This window comes from Pseudomonas sp. 22189 (assembly GCF_052045635.1).
GTDB lineage: Bacteria > Pseudomonadota > Gammaproteobacteria > Pseudomonadales > Pseudomonadaceae > Aquipseudomonas > Aquipseudomonas parakoreensis.
Genome location: NZ_JBQEPG010000013.1, coordinates 46,351 through 66,922, shown reverse-complemented (window position 1 = coordinate 66,922; position 20,572 = coordinate 46,351). Strand labels below are relative to the sequence as shown.

Genomic DNA, 20,572 nt, shown 5'->3' with positions numbered 1-20,572 from the left:
TTACTTCCCTGTAATTATGGCGCGTGAAAGATAGTCACTAACAAATTTAATCGCCTCAGGCGCACCTCGTAACGAACTTGTGTCCAGCCCGATACGTCCGATCCCACCTGCAAAATCAAAACTGTAGAGCTCGACTGTGCAGTAGGTCTGTAACTCTCCAAAATCCAGATTTTCCAATTGTTCTTTATTAAACTTCAACAAGTCCAGCCTGCCCAAACCAGCCGCCTTAATCTTGTCGCCAGGATAATTCAATCCATCACAATCTATCGTCCTAGGTGTTCCGTCATGCCGACGCCAATCACGCATAACAAATGTGGTAACGGAAAAGGCATTCTTGAAATGAGGCGGGGGAGCATTAAGCCAAAGTTCTAATCCTGGATAATTTTTCAGTACCACAATCAGATCATCCGGCCAGTCTGTATGTCGATACCCCATCCTGTGCGGCTCAGTGCGTCCCGTCCGGGTAGAAAGAATGGCCGCGACCTGAAAGTATCCCCACCCGGCAGGTGGTTCTATCCCGCTCATCTCATACTCCGTACGAAGTTCCGTTCCCGTCCACCAAAACGAACCTTCAAGAATATCGGCAATGCACAATCCGTCACTCTTCAATGTCGATCCGAAGTGGAACCCGGGTATCCGGGTCCGATCGAGCAAACTCCCGCCCTTGATAGGAACCCGCTCCATACCGGCGAGCTTTTTGCTGCAGTCCCCTTGCTCCTTTTGGTAAATCGCCCTGCGCTCTGCTGCTTCCTCCCATTCGATATAAAAATTCACAACCCAATAACACATCAGCAGAATCAGACCGTACTTCACCAAGACCTTGATTTTTTTTAAAGCATCCTTGCGTGAAACTTTGAACATTTCAAATCTCCATTTCAAAATAACGAAACACGCCAATTAAAACCGACCCGCCACTGCATCTTCAAAAATCTGAAAGTAACCTTTCAAGCCATTATCTATAGAGAACCGGTTTGCTGTTCTCTTCGCCGCGTTTCTGAGATCATCGAGTTCTTTGAAACACCTTAATCCCCCACACACTTTGGCCGCTATAGCTTCACCATCAAAAAAATCGACAATAAAACCATTAACCCCATCGACAACAACTTCAGTGACCGGGGCTGTGTCAGAGCCGATCACCACACAGTTAGACGCCATGGCCTCCAACAACGACCAAGACAGAACAAACGGATAAGTCAGGTATACATGCACCTTCGAAAGCTCCAGGACCGCTCTATATTTCTGGTAAGGCAGCCTCCCGGCAAAATGCACTTTTGAAGTATCGCAATCCACCTCCGACAACATTCGCTCTCGCCAATTCTTGAAACCGACAGGCCTGCTTCCATAGCTGACGTCATCTCCGCCGACGATGACTATTTGTGCGGTTGGACATTGGGCTTGAATATGGGGAATGGATCTCATGAATACATGAAATCCACGATAGGGTTCGAGGTTTCTGGCGACGTACGTCACGATGGGTTGACACGTTTTAATCACCACGCCATTGGGCAGTGTTACTGCCTCAACTTTTTCTGCATGCAGTGTTTGAATCACTCCCTCATGAATGACACGAATTTTGGGCTGATAGGCTTGAGGAAAAAGACTACGCTGCCACTGTGTAGGCGCAATTCCAACATCACACTGTTCAATATTCAGAAGATGCATGGAGTTCAAGACTCTTAATCGTGATGATGCATCCCACGCACCGGCAAATTCTCGATCAAAACCAGAGTCCGCTCCCTGTGCACGATAATAATATTCACAGAAATGAATCAGGGGCACATTCGGGTACACGTCTTTGACGAATAGCGATTCACCCCATCCTGGATGAGCAAGAATAATATCGGGTCGATATCCCTCACGCTTAAGCTTCTTCAGCAGTTCGAAAACACTTTGCCCATCTCGCACAGCCACTTCATAACCACGCAAGTATGGATGACCAATATTGAAGTCAATTCTTGAAGACCGATACTGACGCAGTTCTATACCAACGACACCCGGTGCCGTATCACGCCCAATCGCAAGTACTTTTATCCGCCTGCGAAGCGCTTCCAATACGACGTGACGAAATTGACCGGGGAAATTCTGATGAATAACAAGTAAATTCATACGTGAAGACTTCCATGTTTATACAACTCCGCAAAATTGAGTTCCTCCAACATCAATGGGTTTTAATAAACGCTATCAAACATTAAGAAATAAAACTGTAGGAACCTTCCGAGAGCTTCCTAGGAGATGTAGCTATCCATGCACTTTTCAGCAGGCACAAAAAAAGCGGCGCTCAATGCGCCGCTTTTTGGTTTGCGGATGATTACCAGCGACCGCCTCGCCCGTCGTGGTCGCCGCGGTTACCGTGATGATCGCGTCCACCACGGTCACGATCCCAACCACCACGGTGACCGTCCCAATGGCCACGATCATTGTCGTGCCAGCGACGGCTTTCGTAGTAGCGTGGCGCTGGCTGGTAGTAGCGCGGCGCCGAGTAGTAACGCGGAGCCGGTTGGTAGTAACGCGGGGCCGCCTGGTAATAGCGAGGGGCCGAGTAGTAGGTGCTGCCACCGCTGTAATACGTGCCGCCAGTGTTGTAGTACGCGGGAGCGGGTGACGTGTAGACCTCCGAGCTGTAGTAACTGTCTGCGTAGGAGTAAGGAGCGCAACCGGCAACGGAAAACATCATCGCAGCAAGTAGAAGAATTCGTCGATACATGGCGGCCTCCTGGACCGCGGGTAGCCGCACCAGCGACGCTGGCAGGCATCAGTCGTTTATTCGATGACTGACGAATTATCTGACAGCGTTTTCCGAATCTGGTGCGCTTTCGTAACAAGTTGAAACATGTGATTGATGAAATCCTGTTCATTTGGAAAACGCTGTCATTCAGCCGCCGATCAGTGGTGCCCACCGTGATAGCCGCCGCCGTGGTAACCGCGTCCATAACCGCCGCGATAGCCGTGACCGCCGTAGTAATAGTGCCCGCCACCGTAGTAGCGCGGGCCGTAATAACCGCCGTAGTAATACGGTGAGTAATAGCCGGGATAGTAGTAAGTGGCAGGGTAAGCATCGTAAGGACCGGCGTAGTAATAACACCCGGACAGCCCCAAGCCGAGCACCGCTCCCAGCAGCACCCGGCGCAACAGTTTTGAAGTACTCATGACGGCCTCCTGAAAGACCAGCGGCCACAGCAAGACAGCGCAGCCGACACAGTTTTGACTGTCAGGTCCGGGGCAAGTGCCGGGCGCGGAAAGGCTTCAGATCAGCGGCGCCAGTCACACTGCCCACCTGTGGGAGCGAGCCTGCTCGCGAAGGAAGAAGGNAGCGTCAGACGACATTTACGTTGGCTGACCCACCGCTTTCGCGAGCAGGCTCGCTCCCACAGTTAGCCTAAGTAATGTCCGGGAATACATCGGTGCCACCACCGTACATGCTCATGACACCTTGCATACCCTGCTGTCTCGGGCCGATCATGCGATGTAACGGGCCAAGCAAACCGGCCGTAACCGCACCTGCGTGGAAATGCCTCACCCGACTTATGCCTGATTCCGACACTAAACCCGACCTCTGCCCGGCCTGCGGCGCACGCAATGATTGCAGCCTTGCCGACCCGCGAACCGCTGACCGAGCCTGCTGGTGCTACGGCGTGAGCATTGATCCTGCAGTCCTCGAGGCGCTGCCAGCGGCGCTGCGCGACAAATCCTGTCTGTGCCCGCGCTGCGCTCAGGTCGAAGCGCAACTGCAAGCAGCAGCGCGGCCGATCACGTAAGATGCGCGGCCCTTTGTCCGCCGATTTCTGACCATGCGCGTCGACCGTTTCCTCAGCAACCTGCCCCGCTATAACCGTCAGCAGGTTCGCCTGTTGCTGGTGGAAAAGCGCGTGCGGATCGACGGAAAAGTCGTCAGCGACCCGCACAGCGAAGTGCTGGAGTTCAGCCGCGTCGAAGTCGATGAGCAGGTACTGCAAGTCGGTAAACCGGCGCGCTACTTCATGCTGCACAAACCGCTTGGCTGCGTCAGTGCGACCCGCGATCCGCAGCACCCGACCGTGCTCGATCTGATCCATGAACCGGACAAGGACGACCTGCACATCGCCGGGCGTCTGGACTTCAACACCACCGGGCTGATGCTGATCACCAACGATGGCAGCTGGTCACGGCGTCTGACCCAGCCACAGACCAAACTGCCAAAAGTCTATTACGTCGAAACCGAACAGGAGATCGGGCCGCAATACGCGGTCACGTTTGCCGAGGGCCTCTACTTCGCCTTCGAAAACCTGACCACGCAACCGGCGCAACTCGAAGTGCTGGGCCCGAGAGCGGCGCGCCTCAGTATCGTCGAGGGTCGCTACCATCAGGTAAAACGCATGTTTGGTCACTTCAACAACAAAGTCATGCGCCTGCACCGCGAATCCATGGGCGCGCTGTCGCTGGATAACGCGCTGAAACCGGGCGAGTACCGCGCTTTGTGCACCGAAGAGATTCATTTGTTCTAAGCCGGCGACCGCTCAGCAGAAGTTGTCGAACAATTTACCAACGGCACTTGCGCGATCCCCATCCCACTGCTTGAATCAGGACGTCGGCCAAATTGTGACCGATTAGTCACAACATACATCCAAGAAACTTTTTGCCGGTCGTCAGCCCTCTGGGTTGCGCCTCAGCCGGCAGACTGCCCGCCAATAACAACACCCGTCGACCGCAGTCATGGATCGACATGGGCCAAGTAAATTCCAGGCGTATGCCTACCTGTCACAAAGCTCGTGCAATCTCTAATTGCGCGCATACCCGCTTGCTTGCCAGGAGTCTTATGACATGAGGCCAGAAATCGCTGTGCTGGATATACAGGGTCAGTATCGGGTTTACACGGAGTTCTATCGCGCAGACGCCGCAGAAAAGACCATCATCCTGGTCAACGGCTCGATGGCCACGACTGCGTCATTTGCTCAAACCGTGAAAAATCTGCACCCGCAATTCAACGTGGTTTGCTATGACCAGCCCTACGCGGGCAGGTCGAAAATTCACAACCGTCACGAGAAACATCTGACCAAGGAAGTCGAAGGGCAGATCCTGCTGGAGCTGATCGATCACTTCAGCGCAGAACATGTGCTGTCATTTTCCTGGGGCGGCGCGGCGACCCTGGTCGCCTTGGCCCACCAGCCCCGGCGCATTGAAAAAGCCGTGATCAGCTCGTTCTCGCCAGTGATCAACGCACACATGCTTGATTACCTGGAGCGCGGTGTCGACTACCTTGGCCAGCGCGATGGCGATCGGGTCGGGCACCTGGTCAACAACACGATTGGCAAACACCTGCCGTCACTGTTCAAGCGCTTCAACTATCGCCACGTCAGCAGCCTGGCCGAGCACGAATACGGGCAGATGCACTTTCACATCAACGACGTGTTGCACAGCGATCGTCAGTGCTATTTGAATGCGGCGAAGAAGATCAATGTGCCGGTGCTGTTCCTCAACGGCGAATGGGATGAATACACCGCCGCCGAAGACGCCCGGATATTCGGCAACCACGTGGCGCACAGCACCTTCACCACGCTGCAGGCTACTGGGCACTTCCTCGACATGGAGCACAAGGCTGCGTGCCGCGATAGCCAGAACGCCCTGCTTGGCTTCCTGAAACCGTCACAGCAAACGAGCCGAACGCGTTATGCGTTCGTTCAGGATCACCATGCACTGGCCATTTGAAAAAGTGTCGTCGCGAGCGGGTCTGTGGGGCTGAAAAACCAGTATCGATGGCCCTGCAGATTTGCCCGCGAATGACCGTTTTCAATGCTGTAACGCGCTGCGAGGAAAAGAAAAACTTCAAATTCGCGCCCGACTCTGGTACAAAGTCAGCCGCTCTGAGCGGGTATAGTTTAGTGGCAAAACGAAAGCTTCCCAAGCTTTAGTTGAGGGTTCGATTCCCTCTACCCGCTCCACTCAATCAGGTCTCACGTCGTGGTTATGACGGGGGATGCAGGAACAGAAAAAACCGGCCTACAAGGCCGGTTTTTTTGTGTCCGGGATTTGTGGGAACGCACCAGGAATGATGATTCCTCCTGACTCGAACCTCTCCTCAACCAAATTTGAATAATTCCATTTTTCTGTGGGTTATTGCGATTTTCAAAAGATAAGCCACAATAATCAGGAATAGTGAATGGATGACAAATTCCTGGATAAATCCAGAATTACCGGATTTAAAGTAGCTTTTGAGGTGTAAGACCCATTATGTTGGATTTAAGCCTTAGCAAGCCAAGTGAGATCGTCAAGCGGATCTGTGAACGTCTACGCACTGACCGGCTCGCTCTGGAAATGACACAGGCGGATGTGGCTGCACGTGCCGGCATCGGAACCAACACGGTGTCCAATCTGGAAGCCGGGCGTAATGTAGGTTTCGAAAATCTGGTGCGCGTCGCCATGGTACTGGGACGCAGCAAGGAACTCGAAAATCTGTTCCTGCCAAAGCTTGAAACTCTGGATGACATCCTGCGCTACGAAAACAGCGCCAAGCGTCAACGCATCAAAAGGAAATCCGAAAATGCTTGAGCGAGTGGACGTCTACTACGAGGGCTGGGGTGAACATTGGCAGTGGGGCACGCTGGCTTCCACCACAGCTCTGACCGGCCGGCCGCTGGTGGTGTTTGAGTACAGCGACGAAGCGAAAAAAAGAGGACTCGAACTTTCGTCCCTGAAACTTCCTTTACAAGGCGCAAAATTAAGCCGGGATTTCCCGCAACATCAGCTGGGATTGCCAGGCCCCGTCTATGACTCGCTGCCCGACGGTTGGGGCATGCTGCTGATGGATCGTCTATTCAAACGTCGCGGCCTGAATCCTGCACGCATCGGCCCCTTGGAGCGACTGGCCTACATTGGCAACAATGCCATGGGAGCCATGTCGTTCAAGCCTGTGGCGCCTGAGGTGCAGGAACCGCAGATGCATGTTCCCATTGAATTGCTTGCATCCGAAGTGCAGCAAGTGCTCAAAGGTGAAGGGGGTGAGCTTCTTCAGAAGTTGTTGCTGGTGGGAGGATTTCCGCAAGGTGCCAGACCAAAAGCTCTGGTCTATCGCGATCCTGATACCGGGACGTTCACCACTGCCGCCACTCCGGATTTTGAAGCATGGCTGGTGAAGTTCCCGGCCCGGCACGAACACCCCGAAGTGTGCGCTATCGAAATGGTCTATGCCGAGTGCTTGCGCCTCTGCGGCATTCAAACACCAGACACGCAATACTTCAGTCTGTCAGACGAAATGGCTGCCTTCGCCAGCAAACGCTTTGATCGACAGGACGGGCTGCGCGTCCCCATGCAAAGTCTCGCAGCTTTCACCGGAGCAGATTTTCGATCCCCTGGAGCATTGGACTACGTCAACTTCCTGCGCGCGACGCACAGATGCACCAATGATGTACGAGAAAAAGCTCGAGCGTTCGAGCGAGCTGTATTCAACGTTGCGTTCCACAATCGAGACGATCACCCCAAAAATTTTGCCTACACCATGTCACGAACTGGCGACTGGAAATTAGCGCCGGCCTACGATGTGACCTTTTGCGAGGGGCCGGGTGGTTATCACCAGATGGATGTGATGGGCGAAGCGTTGGAAATCGACCGAAAAGCCATGCTCGGTCTTGCAGAAGAAGCGGAAGTGGGCGCCCATGATGCCGGAATAATCATTGACCGCTTTTGCGACGTATCCAGTCAATTCTCGACTGTGGCAAATGATCTTTATCCTGACGTGATCACTCAGGAAACCCTGCGTACCATTCAAAGCCGAATTGATCACAACATCAAGTTGTTGCGATGACTGCATATCCTTGCAAATCACACTTTTTGAAACCCTGAAGATTTTTCCGACATTACAGATCCACAACACACCGACGGTTCTCACCATCCCCACGACCCGCTAGCATTTCCCCATCACCCACCACCCTCCCCTGCGCGGCCATCGACGAATACGCGTTCTCACTTTCGAGGGACTCCATGGCGCGGCCACTGTGCCGCTGGCGAGCGAACTTAAAAGAGCACTTCCCCATGACGCAAAACATCTACGACGACCCCGAATTTTTCCACAGCTACAGCCAGATGAACCGCTCCATCGGTGGTCTCGATGCCGCGCCGGAATGGCCGGCACTCATGGCGTTGCTGCCATCGATGCACGACTTGAATGTGGTCGACCTCGGCTGCGGCTATGGCTGGTTCAGCCGCTGGGCCAGTGAGCACGGCGCCGCTCAGGTGCTGGGGCTGGATGTCTCGGAAAAAATGCTCGAGCGTGCGCGCGAAACCACTACGGCGGCGAACATCCGCTATGAGCGCGCCGACCTTGAGCATCTCGACCTGCCGGTCTGCCGTTTCGATCTGGCCTACAGTTCGCTGGCACTGCACTACATCAAGGATCTGCCAGGGCTGTTCGCTCATCTGTACGCGGCGTTGAAACCGGGTTCGCATTTTGTGTTCTCCATCGAGCATCCGATCTTCATGGCCCCACGCAATCCGGGCTGGCTGGTCGACGGCGATGGCCACAAGCGCTGGCCGCTGGACAGTTATCAGATGGAAGGCGAGCGGGTGACCCACTGGCTGGCGGACGGGGTGATCAAGCAGCACCGCACGATGGGCACGCTGTTGAATGCGTTGATCGCGGCAGGTTTTGCCATCCGCCATGTCAACGAATGGGGGCCGAGCGATGCAGAGGTGGCCGCGCAACCGGCGCTGGCTGAAGAGCGGGAGCGGCCGATGATGATGCTGGTGGCGGTGCAGCGCTGATCTGATCTGAACAAACAATATGCGGCGAGGGGATTTATCCCCGATGGGTGCGCAGCACCCGCTTAAAGGGTCTGCTGCGCAGTCCATCGGGGATAAATCCCCTCACTACAGGTGGCTGAAGGCTGGCTTCAGCGAGTCGCGACGATAAACAACCGCGGAAATGGCAACAGCACCGAGCCATCCGGCAACGCCGGATAGGCCTTGGCCACCGCCGCCAGATACTGCTGCAGGTATTGCGCCCGCTCCTCTTCAGTCAGCGGGTTCAAGAACGGAATCAAGCCGCTGCCCTTGAACCACTCCACCACACCCGCCGCGCCGTCTGCGAGTTGATGGTGATAGGTGGTGCGCCACACATCTACCCGCGAACAGTGTGGACGCAACATCGAGAAGTAATCGCTGGCACTCGCCATGTCGGTGCGTTGCCCGGCGGCGCCAGCCAGTTTGGCGGCCCATGGGCCATTGGCGGCGACTTCGCGCATCAGCCGATGGGAAGGCTCGTTGAGGTTGTCCGGCATCTGGATCGCCAGGCTGCCTCCGTCCGACAGCTTACCCGCCAACGCCGGCAGCAACGTCGCGTGATCCGGCACCCATTGCAGAACGGCATTGGCGAAGATCACATCGAACGGCCCTTGATCCGCCCAGCTATCGATTTCCGCGACTTCGAACCGCACGTCAGGCAAGCGCTTGCGCGCCGCGTCAATCATGTCCGCCGAGCTGTCCAGAGCACTGACCTGCGCCTGCGCAAAACGCTGCACCAGCAGCTCGGTGGAGTTACCCGGGCCGCAACCGATATCGACCACCGATCGCGCCTGAACCGTGGGAATCGCCGCCAGCAGATCACGGGCCGGGCGGGTGCGTTCATCTTCAAAAGCGACGTATTGTCTGGCGGACCAACTCATTGCGTTCTCCTGTCGGGACATTCCAGCGGTTCGTCACCATACAGGCAGCGCTGCGGGCAGTTCCAGAGAGGCTTATTGCCAAGAGTGTCTGGTTGCTCGCAATGATTGGCAGGTTTCAGTTGTAAGTAGAATTTTCATCGCATCCCGGATGTCTGAATTTCATGCTCTCCCAATAAGGAACACCGCAATGAAATTCGCCAAAATCTCCCAGACCCTGGCCCTTTGGGCCGGCAGCCCGAAAACGTTCATGGGCGCGTTGATCCTGATTTTTCTGTGGGGGTTGAGTGGGCCGATTTTTGATTTCAATGACACCTGGCAACTGATCATCAACACCTCGACCACGATCATCACCTTTCTGATGGTATTCCTGATCCAGAACACGCAAAACCGCGATACCGACATCCTGCACCTGAAACTTGATGAGTTGCTGCGGGTGAACAAGGAAGCACAGAACGCGATGCTCGGGTTGGAATCGCTGGATCTCAAACAACTGGAGGCGCTGCGCAAGCATTACCGCAGCCTGGGGGAAAGCGAGGTGTTCGATCTTGAGGGTCTGGGGGAGAAGAGCAAGCCGAAGCAGGATTTGAATGACTGCTGAAACCGTTGCTGGCAGGTCAAATTTTGCGGCGAGAGAGTTTCAGTAGCCCTGAAGAGGTCTGCTACGCAGCCCGGCGGGAGCAAGCTCCCTCGCCACAGACATTGGTTAAATCCGAACTCAGCGGCTGGCTTGCAGCGCCCGGGCCATTTGCAGATGGCTTTGCAGTTTTGGCAGTGTCTCGTCGGCAAACGCCTTGATTTCCGGCACATCGGTCGACTGCGCTTCCTGCTGGATCTGCTGGATGGCCTCTTCGGTCGCTTTCACTTGGCTGGCGGCGTAGGCCTGGTCGAAGGTTTCACCGTCCTTGACCTGCGGGATCATGCTCTTGGCCTTGTCGGCGATTTCTTCACGGGGTGCAACCGGCAGATCGAGTTTCTTGGCGATCTTCGCCAGATGCTGGTTGGCCGTGGTGCGGTCATTGATCACCACGATGGTGTAATCCTTGACCTCTTTGGATTCGGATTTCTGGTGCGCCAGACGGCTGGCTTCGATGTCGGCCATGCCTTTGGCAGAAGCATCGTTGATGAAGTCGGCAGGCGACTGGGCGAATGCCGTGCCAGCGAACAAACCCAACAGGGTGGCAACACTTAAATGACGTATCTGCGTGGCCATCCGGCTCATGGTCGCGCCCTCCTATCTCTGCAAATTCAAGCGGGGGCTTGCGCCCCCGCCTCTCAATCAAAACAACCTCGCCGACTACTTCGACTTCTGAGCTGGCTTGCGGCCCATTTCGGCTTTCGCAGGCTCTTTATCGACTGTCGTGGTGGTGGTTTTCCCACCTTTGCGACCGGCTTCAGAGGCCTTCGTTCGATCGTTGGCGAAGTTTCCCGAGTTGGAGTTTCTTGAATTAGGCATGATTCTCTTCCTCTTGGTGTTGATCGTTGACGAGCAGGTGCCCGCCTAGATTGAGAATTGCCAGGCTGCCAAAGGTTTAGAAAAGTTGCCCGCGCCGCGACGAACGGCGCGCACCGGTTCAGATATCAACCAGCCGATGATTGAGGCGTTTGGCGGCGTACATCGCCTGGTCGGCATGCCGGAACAGTTGCTGCTCCTCGCTGCCATGTTCGGGATAACGAGCCACGCCAATGCTAGGCTCGATGTGCAGGTTGTGACCGTCCAGCCGCATGGGTTGCACAAGCACCTGGCGGATTTTTTCGGCCACGCTATCGGCGTCTTCAGCGGCGTGGATACTGTGCAGCAGCACCACGAATTCGTCGCCACCAATACGCGCCACGGTATCGGTATCGCGTACGCAGCCCTTGAGCCGACTCGCCACGGTTTGCAACAGCATGTCGCCGACCGCGTGGCCGAAGGTGTCGTTGACCTGTTTGAAGCGATCCAGATCAACGTACAGCAACGCCATGTTTCCCGACGCGTCCCGGGCGCCGGCCAGTGCGGCCTTGAGACGGTCTTTGAGTAATCCGCGATTGGGCAACTGGGTCAATTGATCGTACTGCGCCATGCGCTTGAGCCGCGCGTACAGTTGCTGGCGCTCGATGGCAGTGGCGACCTGGGCGCAGACGTATTGCAGCAGTTCCTTGTCCTGTTCGGTGTAACGTTCGCCGCCGGGCAGGCTTTTGACGATCAACGCACCGATGGTGCCGTTTTTCGAATTCAGCGGCACACCGAGCCAGCACGGTGAATCCTGCCCTGCCACCAGCGCCGCGAAATCGGATGAGGCGTCGGGGTTGTCGGGCGTCAGCAGAATCGGCTGACCGCTGCGGATGACTTGCGCGCACAAACGCCCGGTGACGGTGCCCGGTTGCTCGGGCTGCGATTCGTGGTCATCAACGTGATAGGGGAAATTCAGCTGCGCACAGTGCTCGTCGTACAGCGCCACGGAAAAATTCAGCGCCGGCAGCCATTCGCCGATGATCAAGTGAATGCGTTTGAACAGCGCCAGCAAGTCTTCGGCGACATGCGCCGCTTCAGAAATCGCATACAGCGCAGCCTGACGCGATTCCGCCTGCTTGCGCTCGGTGATGTCGCGGGCCACGGCGATGCGCAGCTGATCGACCTCCGACCAGCGCGCCGACCACAGTATGTTCGCGATGCGTCCGTCCTTGCGCACGTAGCGGTTTTCAAAGTTATGTTTCGGTTCACCGCCCATGATGTCACTGGCCGCTGCCAACGTGCGCTGGCGGTCCGCCGGATGCACCAGCTCGATCATCGGCCGGCCGATCAACTCGTCAGGCGTATAACCGAAAATGCGCTCGCAGGCGGCACTGACAAAAACGAAACGGCCCTGCCTGTCCACCGCACAGACGGCATCCAGCAACAGGTCCATATAACTCGCCAACGGCGCGGAGTTTCGGCTTTCCATGGTTCAGCGTGGGTGTCCGGACAATGCAGCACTGTTCAACCATCCTTGCCCTTGATCAAGCATCCCTGCACACAATTTCAAGCCTTGTTCGGCAGCAATCCCGGTAGTGCGTGCACCAGTGCGTTTATGGCAAAACCGATGAACATCACGCCACATAAACGCGTGATCATCAGCTCGTGGCGCTGATACAGCGTGCGTACGCGGCGGGCGCCAACCACGCCGATCAGAATAGCGTAGGCCAGCAAACCGCCAAGGAAGCTCAGGGCGATCAGCGCCGGCAGCATCGACCAGTTGAGCAGTTCGGCACGACTCGACAGCAACGCGGTAAACGTCGCCACCGCCACCGGGTAGGCCTTGGGATTGGTCAAACCAAACAGGATTCCGTGCCAGAACGGCTGACGCGCAGCGCCCTGCGGCTGATCATCGCTGCGCCGCTGGGCGCGCACTGCGCGCCAGCCAAGCCAGAACAGGTACACGCCGCTGAGTACGCCGAGCACGTCAAAAGCCGTGCTGCCGATTTCCCGGGCGCCGACGATGGCGATCAGCGCGGTACTGCACCAGACCACATCACCAAGCAAATGCCCGCAAAGAAACCCCGCCCCGGCCCGACGGCCATGTGCCGCGCCGATGCCGAACACCGCCAGAACGCCCGGCCCGGGTGTGATGCCGTAAATGAAACCAGAGGCCAGAACGGCCATTAGCAGCGATGGAGTCATGAAAAACCTGCTGTCGCCAGTACAAATGATGGCCAGTCTATATCAGCCTGCGACGCCTGATCATGACTCGTCGTAAAAACGCATCCCCGAGTACGGTTTCAAGCGACAGGCTGCCAGTCGCGAGGCCAAATTGCCGACGTGCGCTTCGAGCTTGTGGCCATCAGGATCAAGGAAGTAGAACGAAGCACCTTCGCTGCGGTTGTCACGCCACTCTCGCACGTTAGCCGCTTTTAGCGTTTGCACGAACAACGAAAAATTCGCCTCAGCCAGGCTGAACGCGTAATGCGTGTAGTCGACGGACGGCTCGCCGCGGCGCTGCGCATCCAGCGCCAGGCACAACCACAGCCCCGGCAGCGACAGATAGGCGCCGGCGTCCCACGTGGCTTCTACACGCAGATTCAGCACGTCACGGTAGAACGCCAGACTGCGCGGCAAGTCGCTGACGGCAAGGGTCAGGTGATTGAGGCCAGTGAGCATCGGGATCAGTAACCTCTGAGGTCTTCGGGGACGGCGTACTGCTGGCCATCGTACGTCAGGGTGACCTGCTTTTTCTTCAACTCGGTGGTTTTCGATACGCACTGATTGCCAGATTGGGTGTTTTTCATTTTGCTGCCACTGGTGGTGACGATCAGATCGGCAAAACCATGGTGAATCGCAGGCCCGGTCTCGACGGTGCGGCGGATTTTTCGGTTATAGCCCTCACACTTGCTGGTGAATTCACCGTGGTTCTTGTACACCACCAGCCCTTCGAGCACCGGACGCAGTTCGTCCCCCTCACGCACATACAGCGCCAGATCGGTTTTTTCGTAGGGGATGGCGTGGGAACTGTGCGCGAATTTCGCCCGCAGCCCAAAAGCCCGGACGTCCGGGGTCAAACGGTAGCGCGCCGTATCGATGCGTACATCCTCCAGACGCACGGCATCGGAGTTGTACGCGCCCGGTTTATGGTAAGTGGCAATGGGTTTGGCGTTGCTCGCATTGAGGAGCGCCAGCTCCAGATCGAACACCCCGGCATCGTCGCCACCGGAGTCGGCGAGGTAGGTGGATTTGACCGAAATCGCCTGACTCGGAAATGCCGGCCAGACGTTGCAACGCGACATGGATTTGCCGTCGAAACTCTTGGTGGTGCAGGCTGCGTGGGCGTGGGGGGTGATGGCCAGGAATGCAAAAGCCAGGATGAAGGTGTTTCTGCAGATCATTTTTCTTCCTTGATAAAGTCTTGTGCGCAACCGTTAGACGAATGGCGGGCCGGGGCAAGTATGACGCTGTAGTATGTTGCACTACAAACCACTACACCGAGACCACCATGTCCGTCATGTCTTTGCGGCTTCCCGACGAAATTGCCGATACGCTGGCTAACCTCGCCAAAGCGACCGGGCGCAGCAAGTCCTATCTGGCAGTCGATGCATTGCGCGAGTACCTGGCCCGTGAAGCCTGGCAAATTGAAGAAATTCAAAAAGCGCTGGACGAAGCCGATGCCGGTGATTTCGCTTCTGCCGATGATGTCAGGGCGATCGCCAACAAATGGAATGCCAATGCGCGTTGAGTGGCTGCGTACTGCACTAAGGAATCTCGATGACGAAGCCGCCTACATCGCGATTGAAAATCCGCAGGCGGCCTCTGAGTTTGTTCAAGCCATTCTCGACTCCGTCGATCAGCTTGCTCGCTTTCCCGCCTCCGGACGCGAGGGACGTTTGCCCGGAACCAGAGAATGGGCGCTCCCTGATCGCCCCTATTTGATTCCTTACCGCGTTCGTCAGGGCCGGCTTCAGGTTCTGCGCGTTTTCCATACTCGCAGGCTTCCTCCCCGCACTTGGTAGCACATTCTCAATCGCAGATCCCGGATCGATCTATCCCCTCCTCAATCCGGCGATTCAACCAGTTCAACGCCTGATCCCCACCCCGGCGCTTATGCCACGCCAGCACAAAGGTGAACGGCGCAATCTCGAACGGTGGCGGCAGCACAATCAATTGCTGTTGATCAATGTCGCGCACGCTGCGTGACGACACCGTGAGAATCAAATCCGTGCCGCTGATCACCTGCGGCGCGACGCTCCAGTGCGGCAGGCTGATGGCGACGCGGCGGCGTTCGCGCAATGCCGTCAGGGCCCGTTCGATTTCCGGGGTACCGCTGCCACGCATTTCCAGCAAGACGTGCGGGCGCGACAGATAGGTCGGCAAATCCAGTACGCCGTCGGCCGGCAAGCGGCGGCGATCCAGCAGGCAGACGTAGCGTTCTTCAAACAGCACGCTGCTGCGCAATTCGTTGGGCATTTCCGGGAACACCCCGGCGGCCACGTCGATGTCGCCGTTGAGCACACCGTCGAGCATGCCTTCGCGGCTGGCGTGGCTGATCTGCAGGTCGATGCCCGGTGCCTCGCGGCGCAAGGTGCGGATCAGTCCAGGCAGGATGATGGCCGCGCCGTAGTCGGACATCGCCACGCGAAAGGTCCGCCGCGCAGTGGCCGGATCGAACGTGTTCGGCGCCAGCAGTGATTGCACCTGGGCCAGCGCTTCGGCCAGTGGCGCGACCAGTTCCAGCGCCCGCGCCGTGGGCACCAGCGTCGAACCGGCGCGCACCAGCAGCGGATCGCCCAGCACGTCGCGCAGACGCGCCAGCGCATGGCTGACCGCCGGTTGACTCAGGTGTAGCCGCTCGGCGGCGCGGGTGACGTGTTGCTCGCTGAGCAAGGCATCGAGGATCACCAGCAGGTTGAGATCGATACGGCGCAGATCATTCATCTTGTGCATGCTCTGGATGACAAAACGGAATTTAAATCTGCGCGACGAATACTCTAGAGTCCAGCAAAACCTGTTGGAGTGTGATCATGAGTACGTTGCAGTGGGCCGGCCTGTTGCTGCTGGCCGCGTTTGCCGGGGCGGTGGTGCCGTTTCAAAGTGCGATCAACAGCAATCTGGCGCGGAGCCTCGGCCATCCGCTGTGGGCAACCCTGGCCTCGTTGCTGGTCAGTGTGTTGGTGTTGTTGCCGGTGATTCTGGCGTTGCGCCTGCCGCTGCCGTCGCTGGGTTTTATCAGCAAGGCGCCGTTGTGGATGTGGGCTGGCGGTGCGTTCGGCGTGTGCTTTGTGGCGCTGGCGGTGATGTTGTTACCGAAGCTCGGCGCGTCGGGGTTTGTTGCGCTGGCGTTGGCCGGGCAGGTGATTGCGTCGATGGTGCTGGATCACTTCGGGTTGTTTGGGCTGGTGGAGAAACAGCTGACGGCGTCGCGGGTGTTGGGCGCGTTGCTGCTGATCGGCGGGGTGGTGTTGATTCAGTTTGGTGGGGTGTTTGAGCGGAATGTGGCAGCGGTTGGCTGATCTGAGAGCTCATGGTTTTGTGGTGTTGACGAGTCAGTCTTGGCGAGCAGGCTCGCTCCCACAGTGATCGCATTTCAACTGTGGGAGCGAGCCTGCTCGCGAAGGGGCCAGTGAGCTCTGCTGAACATATCAGGACGGCGCCTCTCAAAACGCGTTACGGAAAATCTCCTCGATCTGCCGCTGATCCGCCGCCCGTGGGTTGGTCAGGCCGCACGCGTCTTTCAGTGCGTTGGTGGCAAGCACCGGGATGTCGCTGAGCTTGGCGCCGAGTTCGCGCAGGCCGCCAGGAATATCGACATCCCTGGCCAAACAGCGGATCGCATTGATCGCCGCCTGAGCGCCCTCCTCCGCGCTGAAACCACGAATGTCCGCGCCCATGGCGTGGGCGACGTCAGTCAGGCGCTCGGCACAGACCAGTGCGTTGAACGTCTGCACATGCGGCAACAACACCGCGTTGCACACGCCGTGAGGCAGATCGTAGAAACCGCCCAACTGGTGCGCCATCGCATGCACGTAGCCGAGCGATGCGTTGTTGAACGCCATCCCGGCGAGGAACTGCGCGTAAGCCATGTTCTCCCGCGCCGCGAGGTCGCTGCCGTCCCGCACGGCCAGGCGCAGGTTGTTGCTGATCAGGGTCATGGCCTTCAGCGCACAGGCATCGGTGATCGGGTTGGCGGCGGTCGAAACGTAAGCTTCGATGGCGTGGGTCAGCGCGTCCATGCCGGTGGCGGCAGTCAGGCTTTTCGGCATGGCGACCATCAGCGCCGGGTCGTTGACTGACAGCAACGGCGTCACGTTGCGATCGACAATGGCCATTTTCACATGACGCGATTCGTCGGTGATGATGCAGAAACGGGTCATCTCGCTGGCGGTGCCGGCGGTGGTGTTGATGGCGATCAGTGGCAACTGCGGCTTGCTCGATTGATCGACGCCTTCGTAGTCGCGGATCTGCCCGCCGTTGGTCGCACACAGGGCGATGCCCTTGGCGCAGTCATGGGGCGAGCCGCCGCCCAGCGACACCACGCAATCGCAACGACTGTCCTTGAGCAACGCCAGCCCGGATTCGACGTTGGCGATGCTCGGGTTCGGTTTGGCGCCATCGAAGATCACCGAGTCGATGTCCTGCATCGCCAGCTTCTCGGCGACCATGGTCGCCACGCCAGCCTTGGCCAGCCCCGCGTCGGTGACGATCAGCGCCTTGCGAAACCCATAGTTGCGGATCGCAACCATGGCCTCGTCGAGGCATCCATTGCCCATGATGTTTACGGCTGGAATGAAAAAGGTGCTGCTCATGCGCGTCTCCTGACTGGGGCCGAATCGACTGCTCCGATCCGGCGGATGTGCACAGGATCGACTGATCGGTCACAGCCGATGTTGATCTGGCTCAACGCCCGCTCGTGATAAAGTCGCCGTCCATCCGCCCTTTGTTTTGAGACTGCCCACGCAATGACCGATTTTCTGGATGTCGACGCCACCCTCGAAGACTGGAGCGCCCTGCGTGCCACCACTGACTTCAACGGTCTGTTGGTGGGCAATGGCGCCAGTCGCGCGGTGTGGGACGACTTCGGCTACGACTCGCTGTTCGAAAACGCGCGCACGGTGGAAGAGAAACCGCTGAGCCCGTCGGAGCTGAGCGTGTTCGATGCGATGCAGACGCGCAGCTTCGAGCAGGTGCTCGGTGCACTGAAAACCACCAGTCGGGTCAACAAGGCGCTGGCCGTCAGCTCGGCGGCACCGCGCAATCGCTATTACGCGATCAAGGAAGCACTGATCAATACCGTGCACGCCGTACACATTCCGTGGCGGCTGGTACAGGCCTCGACCCTGGTCACGCTCAATGAGGAACTGGCGCGCTACCGCACGGTATTCACCACCAACTACGACCTGCTCAACCACTGGGCGATCCAGCACCGCAGCGAGGCCATCGACGACCTGTTCAACGGCCCCGACGCCAGTTTCGATCTGAGCGCAAGCGCCAGCACCAAACCGCGTCTGCTGTACCTGCACGGCGGTCTGCATCTGGTGCGCAACCAGGACGGCACCGCGCGCAAACTGACCTCGACCGAGGGCACCCTGCTCGGCAGTTTCGCGATCAACAATACGATCAAGACGCTGGACGACGTGCCGCTGTTCGTCACCGAAGGGCCGAGCGCGGACAAGCTCAAGACCATCCGCAGTTCGGATTATCTGTCGTTCTGTTATGAACAGTTATTGGGGCACGCGGATAACCTGTGCATCTTCGGTCATGCCTTGGGCGAGCAGAATGCGCACATCGTGCGGGCGCTGCGCCTGGCGAAACCGGCAAGCGTGGCGATCTCGATCTATCCGCGCAGTGCGGCGTTCATTCAGCATCAGAAGCGCCATTACGTGAAGGTGTTCGAGGGCACCGGGATCGAGTTGCGGTTTTTTGATGCGAAGACGCATGCGTTGGGCAATGCGAAGCTTTCGGTGCCGGTCGAGGTTTAAAGCAAGATCAAAAGATCGCAGCCTGNATCGGCGTAGGAGCTGCCGCAGGCTGCGATCTTTTGATTTTAAGGTTCATTCTTCGCTGCTGTGCACCACCACCAGCAACTGCGCCTGCACCTCGCCCACCGATCTGATCCGGTGCGGCTTCTGCGCATTGAAGTGCAGCGCATCGCCACGCTCCAGCAGCACCCGTTCGTTCATGAAATCCACTTCCACCTGCCCTTCGTGGACGAACAGAAACTCCTCGCCCAAGTGCTCCTTGAAGGTCTTGTCGGTGAATTCGCGCGGCGGGTAGATGATGAATGGCAGCAGGTTGCGCTCGCTGACCTGATGCGCCAGCACCGCATATCCCGGACTCTGATCGTTGGCTGCCAGTGACTGGCGTTCGTGGCTGCGTACCAGGCTATAGCTGTCGAGGCTGACGTTGTCTTCGGAGAACAATTCCTCGACCTTCACGTTCAGTGCCTTCGCCAGTTTCAGCGCGGCCGCAATCGACGGGGTGTTCAGCCCGCGCTCGACCTTCGACAGATAACTCTTGGTCATGCCGGATTTTTCCGCCAGCGCCTCAAGTGTCACGCCAAGTTTTTTTCTCAACAATTTCAAACGGATAGACATGCGCAGCAGTTATTCCATCAAGGAAACGACGATTGATGCTTGCTTATGACACTTTGTGTCATATAGGCTCTTTAGTGTCATTTGCAATCACCCAAAGGACACAGACATGGCCAAGACATTAGCACTACCTAAAGAACAACTGGTCAAGCAAGCGCTGACCCAAATGCAAAAAAGCCTGGCGGATAATACGTGGACTGACCGGCAAAAGCTGGCGCTGACCTGCCGGATCCTGTTCGAGAACGGTCACGACTCCGGTCTGGCCGGACAGATCACCGCTCGCGGCCCGCAACCGGGGACCTATTACACTCAACAACTGGGCCTGGGTTTCGATGAAATCACCGCGAGCAATCTGCTGCTGGTCAACGAAGACCTGGAAGTGCTCGAAGGCCACGGCATGGCCAACCCGGCCAATCGTTTCCACAGCTGGGTCTACCGCGCCCGGCCGGACGTGAACTGCATCATCCACACCCACCCGACCCACATTGCTGCATTGTCGATGCTGGAAGTGCCGCTGCAGATTTCCCACATGGACCTGTGCCCGCTGTACGACGACTGCGCATTTCTCGAAGGCTGGCCAGGCGTGCCAGTGGGCAACGAAGAAGGCGAACTGATCGCCGGTGCACTGGGCGACAAGCGCGCGATTCTACTGTCGCACCACGGCCAACTGTCGACCGGCAGCACGATCGAAGAAGCCTGTGTCATCGCCCAACTGATCGAGCGCGCCGCCAAACTGCAGCTGCTGGCGATGGCCGCCGGCACGATCAAACCGATCATTCCGGCGCTGGGGCGCGAGGCCCATGACTGGGTGTCGAAACCCAAACGCCACGCCGCTGCTTTCAACTACTACGCCCGGCAGAACCTGCGCCAACACGCCGATTGCCTGAACTGATTTCAGCTTTTCCCGGAGA

Annotated in this window: 26 protein-coding genes and 1 tRNA gene; 13 read left to right on the top strand and 14 right to left on the bottom strand. The window is 57.5% G+C overall.

The window, feature by feature from the left end; translation table 11 throughout:
- The 4 genes from ACTJKS_RS15955 to ACTJKS_RS15940 form a co-directional block, all read right to left on the bottom strand.
- Nucleotides 1–861 carry a hypothetical protein gene (locus ACTJKS_RS15955; protein ID WP_262948911.1) on the bottom strand — a complete coding sequence of 287 codons (861 nt, stop codon included), beginning with the start codon at nucleotides 859–861 and terminating at the stop codon, nucleotides 1–3.
- 36 nt (nucleotides 862–897) lie between these two features.
- Nucleotides 898–2,106, bottom strand: coding sequence for a glycosyltransferase family 4 protein (locus tag ACTJKS_RS15950; protein ID WP_108181937.1), 1,209 nt, complete (start codon nucleotides 2,104–2,106; stop codon nucleotides 898–900).
- Between the two features lie 202 nt (nucleotides 2,107–2,308).
- Entirely contained in the window at nucleotides 2,309–2,704 is a 396-nt protein-coding gene (locus tag ACTJKS_RS15945; RefSeq protein ID WP_108181936.1) for a hypothetical protein, read from the bottom strand.
- Nucleotides 2,705–2,883: 179 nt separating this feature from the next.
- Nucleotides 2,884–3,147 carry a hypothetical protein gene (locus tag ACTJKS_RS15940; RefSeq protein ID WP_041070412.1) on the bottom strand — a complete coding sequence of 88 codons (264 nt, stop codon included), beginning with the start codon at nucleotides 3,145–3,147 and terminating at the stop codon, nucleotides 2,884–2,886.
- A gap of 377 nt (nucleotides 3,148–3,524) precedes the next feature.
- On the opposite strand from ACTJKS_RS15940, the gene ACTJKS_RS15935 reads away from it, so the two are divergent.
- From ACTJKS_RS15935 to ACTJKS_RS15905, 7 genes are all read left to right on the top strand, one after another.
- The gene (locus ACTJKS_RS15935) at nucleotides 3,525–3,755 is read left to right on the top strand and encodes a cysteine-rich CWC family protein (RefSeq protein WP_041070414.1); all 231 of its coding nucleotides are present in this window, start codon (nucleotides 3,525–3,527) and stop codon (nucleotides 3,753–3,755) included.
- 33 nt (nucleotides 3,756–3,788) lie between these two features.
- Complete coding sequence (locus ACTJKS_RS15930; protein ID WP_262948915.1) at nucleotides 3,789–4,481, top strand: pseudouridine synthase; 693 nt, start codon at nucleotides 3,789–3,791, stop codon at nucleotides 4,479–4,481.
- 316 nt (nucleotides 4,482–4,797) lie between these two features.
- Complete coding sequence (locus tag ACTJKS_RS15925) at nucleotides 4,798–5,682, top strand: alpha/beta fold hydrolase (RefSeq protein ID WP_108181934.1); 885 nt, start codon at nucleotides 4,798–4,800, stop codon at nucleotides 5,680–5,682.
- 159 nt (nucleotides 5,683–5,841) lie between these two features.
- A tRNA-Gly gene (locus ACTJKS_RS15920) sits at nucleotides 5,842–5,915 on the top strand.
- A 289-nt stretch (nucleotides 5,916–6,204) separates the two neighbouring features.
- Complete coding sequence (locus ACTJKS_RS15915) at nucleotides 6,205–6,522, top strand: helix-turn-helix domain-containing protein (protein ID WP_027614444.1); 318 nt, start codon at nucleotides 6,205–6,207, stop codon at nucleotides 6,520–6,522.
- Entirely contained in the window at nucleotides 6,515–7,774 is a 1,260-nt protein-coding gene (locus ACTJKS_RS15910) for a type II toxin-antitoxin system HipA family toxin (protein ID WP_108181933.1), read from the top strand. The genes ACTJKS_RS15915 and ACTJKS_RS15910 overlap by 8 nt, the downstream gene beginning before the upstream one ends.
- A 227-nt stretch (nucleotides 7,775–8,001) precedes the next feature.
- Nucleotides 8,002–8,730 carry a class I SAM-dependent methyltransferase gene (locus ACTJKS_RS15905; RefSeq protein WP_108181932.1) on the top strand — a complete coding sequence of 243 codons (729 nt, stop codon included), beginning with the start codon at nucleotides 8,002–8,004 and terminating at the stop codon, nucleotides 8,728–8,730.
- Between the two features lie 128 nt (nucleotides 8,731–8,858).
- Here ACTJKS_RS15905 and tam read toward each other — a convergent pair whose 3' ends face one another.
- A complete protein-coding gene (tam, locus tag ACTJKS_RS15900) occupies nucleotides 8,859–9,629 on the bottom strand; it encodes a trans-aconitate 2-methyltransferase (protein WP_108181931.1) in 771 nt (256 codons plus the stop codon).
- Between the two features lie 187 nt (nucleotides 9,630–9,816).
- Here tam and ACTJKS_RS15895 point away from each other — a divergent pair, with 187 nt between their 5' ends.
- Entirely contained in the window at nucleotides 9,817–10,227 is a 411-nt protein-coding gene (locus ACTJKS_RS15895; protein WP_027614440.1) for a low affinity iron permease family protein, read from the top strand.
- A 117-nt stretch (nucleotides 10,228–10,344) separates the two neighbouring features.
- Here the strand turns inward: ACTJKS_RS15895 and ACTJKS_RS15890 are convergent, their stop codons facing one another.
- From ACTJKS_RS15890 to ACTJKS_RS15865, 6 genes are all read right to left on the bottom strand, one after another.
- Nucleotides 10,345–10,848 (bottom strand): DUF4142 domain-containing protein, encoded by a 504-nt coding sequence (locus ACTJKS_RS15890; protein WP_047292232.1) that lies wholly within the window; start codon nucleotides 10,846–10,848, stop codon nucleotides 10,345–10,347.
- A 75-nt stretch (nucleotides 10,849–10,923) separates the two neighbouring features.
- Nucleotides 10,924–11,082, bottom strand: a complete 159-nt coding sequence (locus ACTJKS_RS15885) for a KGG domain-containing protein (protein ID WP_080963245.1) — start codon at nucleotides 11,080–11,082, stop codon at nucleotides 10,924–10,926.
- 118 nt (nucleotides 11,083–11,200) lie between these two features.
- Complete coding sequence (locus ACTJKS_RS15880) at nucleotides 11,201–12,550, bottom strand: sensor domain-containing protein (protein ID WP_108181930.1); 1,350 nt, start codon at nucleotides 12,548–12,550, stop codon at nucleotides 11,201–11,203.
- Nucleotides 12,551–12,627: 77 nt separating this feature from the next.
- Nucleotides 12,628–13,266 (bottom strand): LysE family translocator, encoded by a 639-nt coding sequence (locus ACTJKS_RS15875; protein ID WP_064586399.1) that lies wholly within the window; start codon nucleotides 13,264–13,266, stop codon nucleotides 12,628–12,630.
- 60 nt (nucleotides 13,267–13,326) lie between these two features.
- Entirely contained in the window at nucleotides 13,327–13,743 is a 417-nt protein-coding gene (fos, locus tag ACTJKS_RS15870) for a fosfomycin resistance glutathione transferase (protein ID WP_041070434.1), read from the bottom strand.
- A gap of 5 nt (nucleotides 13,744–13,748) precedes the next feature.
- On the bottom strand, nucleotides 13,749–14,465 hold the full coding sequence (locus tag ACTJKS_RS15865; RefSeq protein ID WP_262948922.1) for a hypothetical protein: 717 nt from the start codon (nucleotides 14,463–14,465) through the stop codon (nucleotides 13,749–13,751).
- A 107-nt stretch (nucleotides 14,466–14,572) separates the two neighbouring features.
- Here ACTJKS_RS15865 and relB point away from each other — a divergent pair, with 107 nt between their 5' ends.
- Both relB and ACTJKS_RS15855 read left to right on the top strand, forming a co-directional pair.
- Nucleotides 14,573–14,812 carry a type II toxin-antitoxin system RelB family antitoxin gene (relB, locus tag ACTJKS_RS15860; RefSeq protein WP_041070438.1) on the top strand — a complete coding sequence of 80 codons (240 nt, stop codon included), beginning with the start codon at nucleotides 14,573–14,575 and terminating at the stop codon, nucleotides 14,810–14,812.
- Nucleotides 14,802–15,086 (top strand): type II toxin-antitoxin system RelE/ParE family toxin, encoded by a 285-nt coding sequence (locus tag ACTJKS_RS15855; RefSeq protein ID WP_198758601.1) that lies wholly within the window; start codon nucleotides 14,802–14,804, stop codon nucleotides 15,084–15,086. Before relB ends, ACTJKS_RS15855 begins: the two co-directional genes overlap by 11 nt.
- A gap of 7 nt (nucleotides 15,087–15,093) precedes the next feature.
- Here ACTJKS_RS15855 and ACTJKS_RS15850 read toward each other — a convergent pair whose 3' ends face one another.
- Nucleotides 15,094–16,017: a LysR family transcriptional regulator gene (locus ACTJKS_RS15850; protein ID WP_262948924.1), complete on the bottom strand. Its 924-nt coding sequence runs from the start codon at nucleotides 16,015–16,017 to the stop codon at nucleotides 15,094–15,096.
- Nucleotides 16,018–16,094: 77 nt separating this feature from the next.
- Between ACTJKS_RS15850 and ACTJKS_RS15845 the strand changes: the two genes are divergently transcribed.
- Nucleotides 16,095–16,583 (top strand): DMT family transporter, encoded by a 489-nt coding sequence (locus ACTJKS_RS15845; RefSeq protein ID WP_041070444.1) that lies wholly within the window; start codon nucleotides 16,095–16,097, stop codon nucleotides 16,581–16,583.
- A 144-nt stretch (nucleotides 16,584–16,727) separates the two neighbouring features.
- Here ACTJKS_RS15845 and yiaY read toward each other — a convergent pair whose 3' ends face one another.
- On the bottom strand, nucleotides 16,728–17,876 hold the full coding sequence (gene yiaY / locus ACTJKS_RS15840; protein ID WP_108181926.1) for an L-threonine dehydrogenase: 1,149 nt from the start codon (nucleotides 17,874–17,876) through the stop codon (nucleotides 16,728–16,730).
- Between the two features lie 153 nt (nucleotides 17,877–18,029).
- On the opposite strand from yiaY, the gene ACTJKS_RS15835 reads away from it, so the two are divergent.
- The gene (locus tag ACTJKS_RS15835; protein WP_440828896.1) at nucleotides 18,030–19,049 is read left to right on the top strand and encodes a DUF4917 family protein; all 1,020 of its coding nucleotides are present in this window, start codon (nucleotides 18,030–18,032) and stop codon (nucleotides 19,047–19,049) included.
- A gap of 72 nt (nucleotides 19,050–19,121) precedes the next feature.
- Here the strand turns inward: ACTJKS_RS15835 and ACTJKS_RS15830 are convergent, their stop codons facing one another.
- Nucleotides 19,122–19,664 (bottom strand): helix-turn-helix domain-containing protein, encoded by a 543-nt coding sequence (locus tag ACTJKS_RS15830; RefSeq protein WP_027614428.1) that lies wholly within the window; start codon nucleotides 19,662–19,664, stop codon nucleotides 19,122–19,124.
- Between the two features lie 106 nt (nucleotides 19,665–19,770).
- Here ACTJKS_RS15830 and ACTJKS_RS15825 point away from each other — a divergent pair, with 106 nt between their 5' ends.
- Nucleotides 19,771–20,553 carry an aldolase gene (locus ACTJKS_RS15825; protein ID WP_041070452.1) on the top strand — a complete coding sequence of 261 codons (783 nt, stop codon included), beginning with the start codon at nucleotides 19,771–19,773 and terminating at the stop codon, nucleotides 20,551–20,553.
- Nucleotides 20,554–20,572 lie beyond the last annotated feature (19 nt).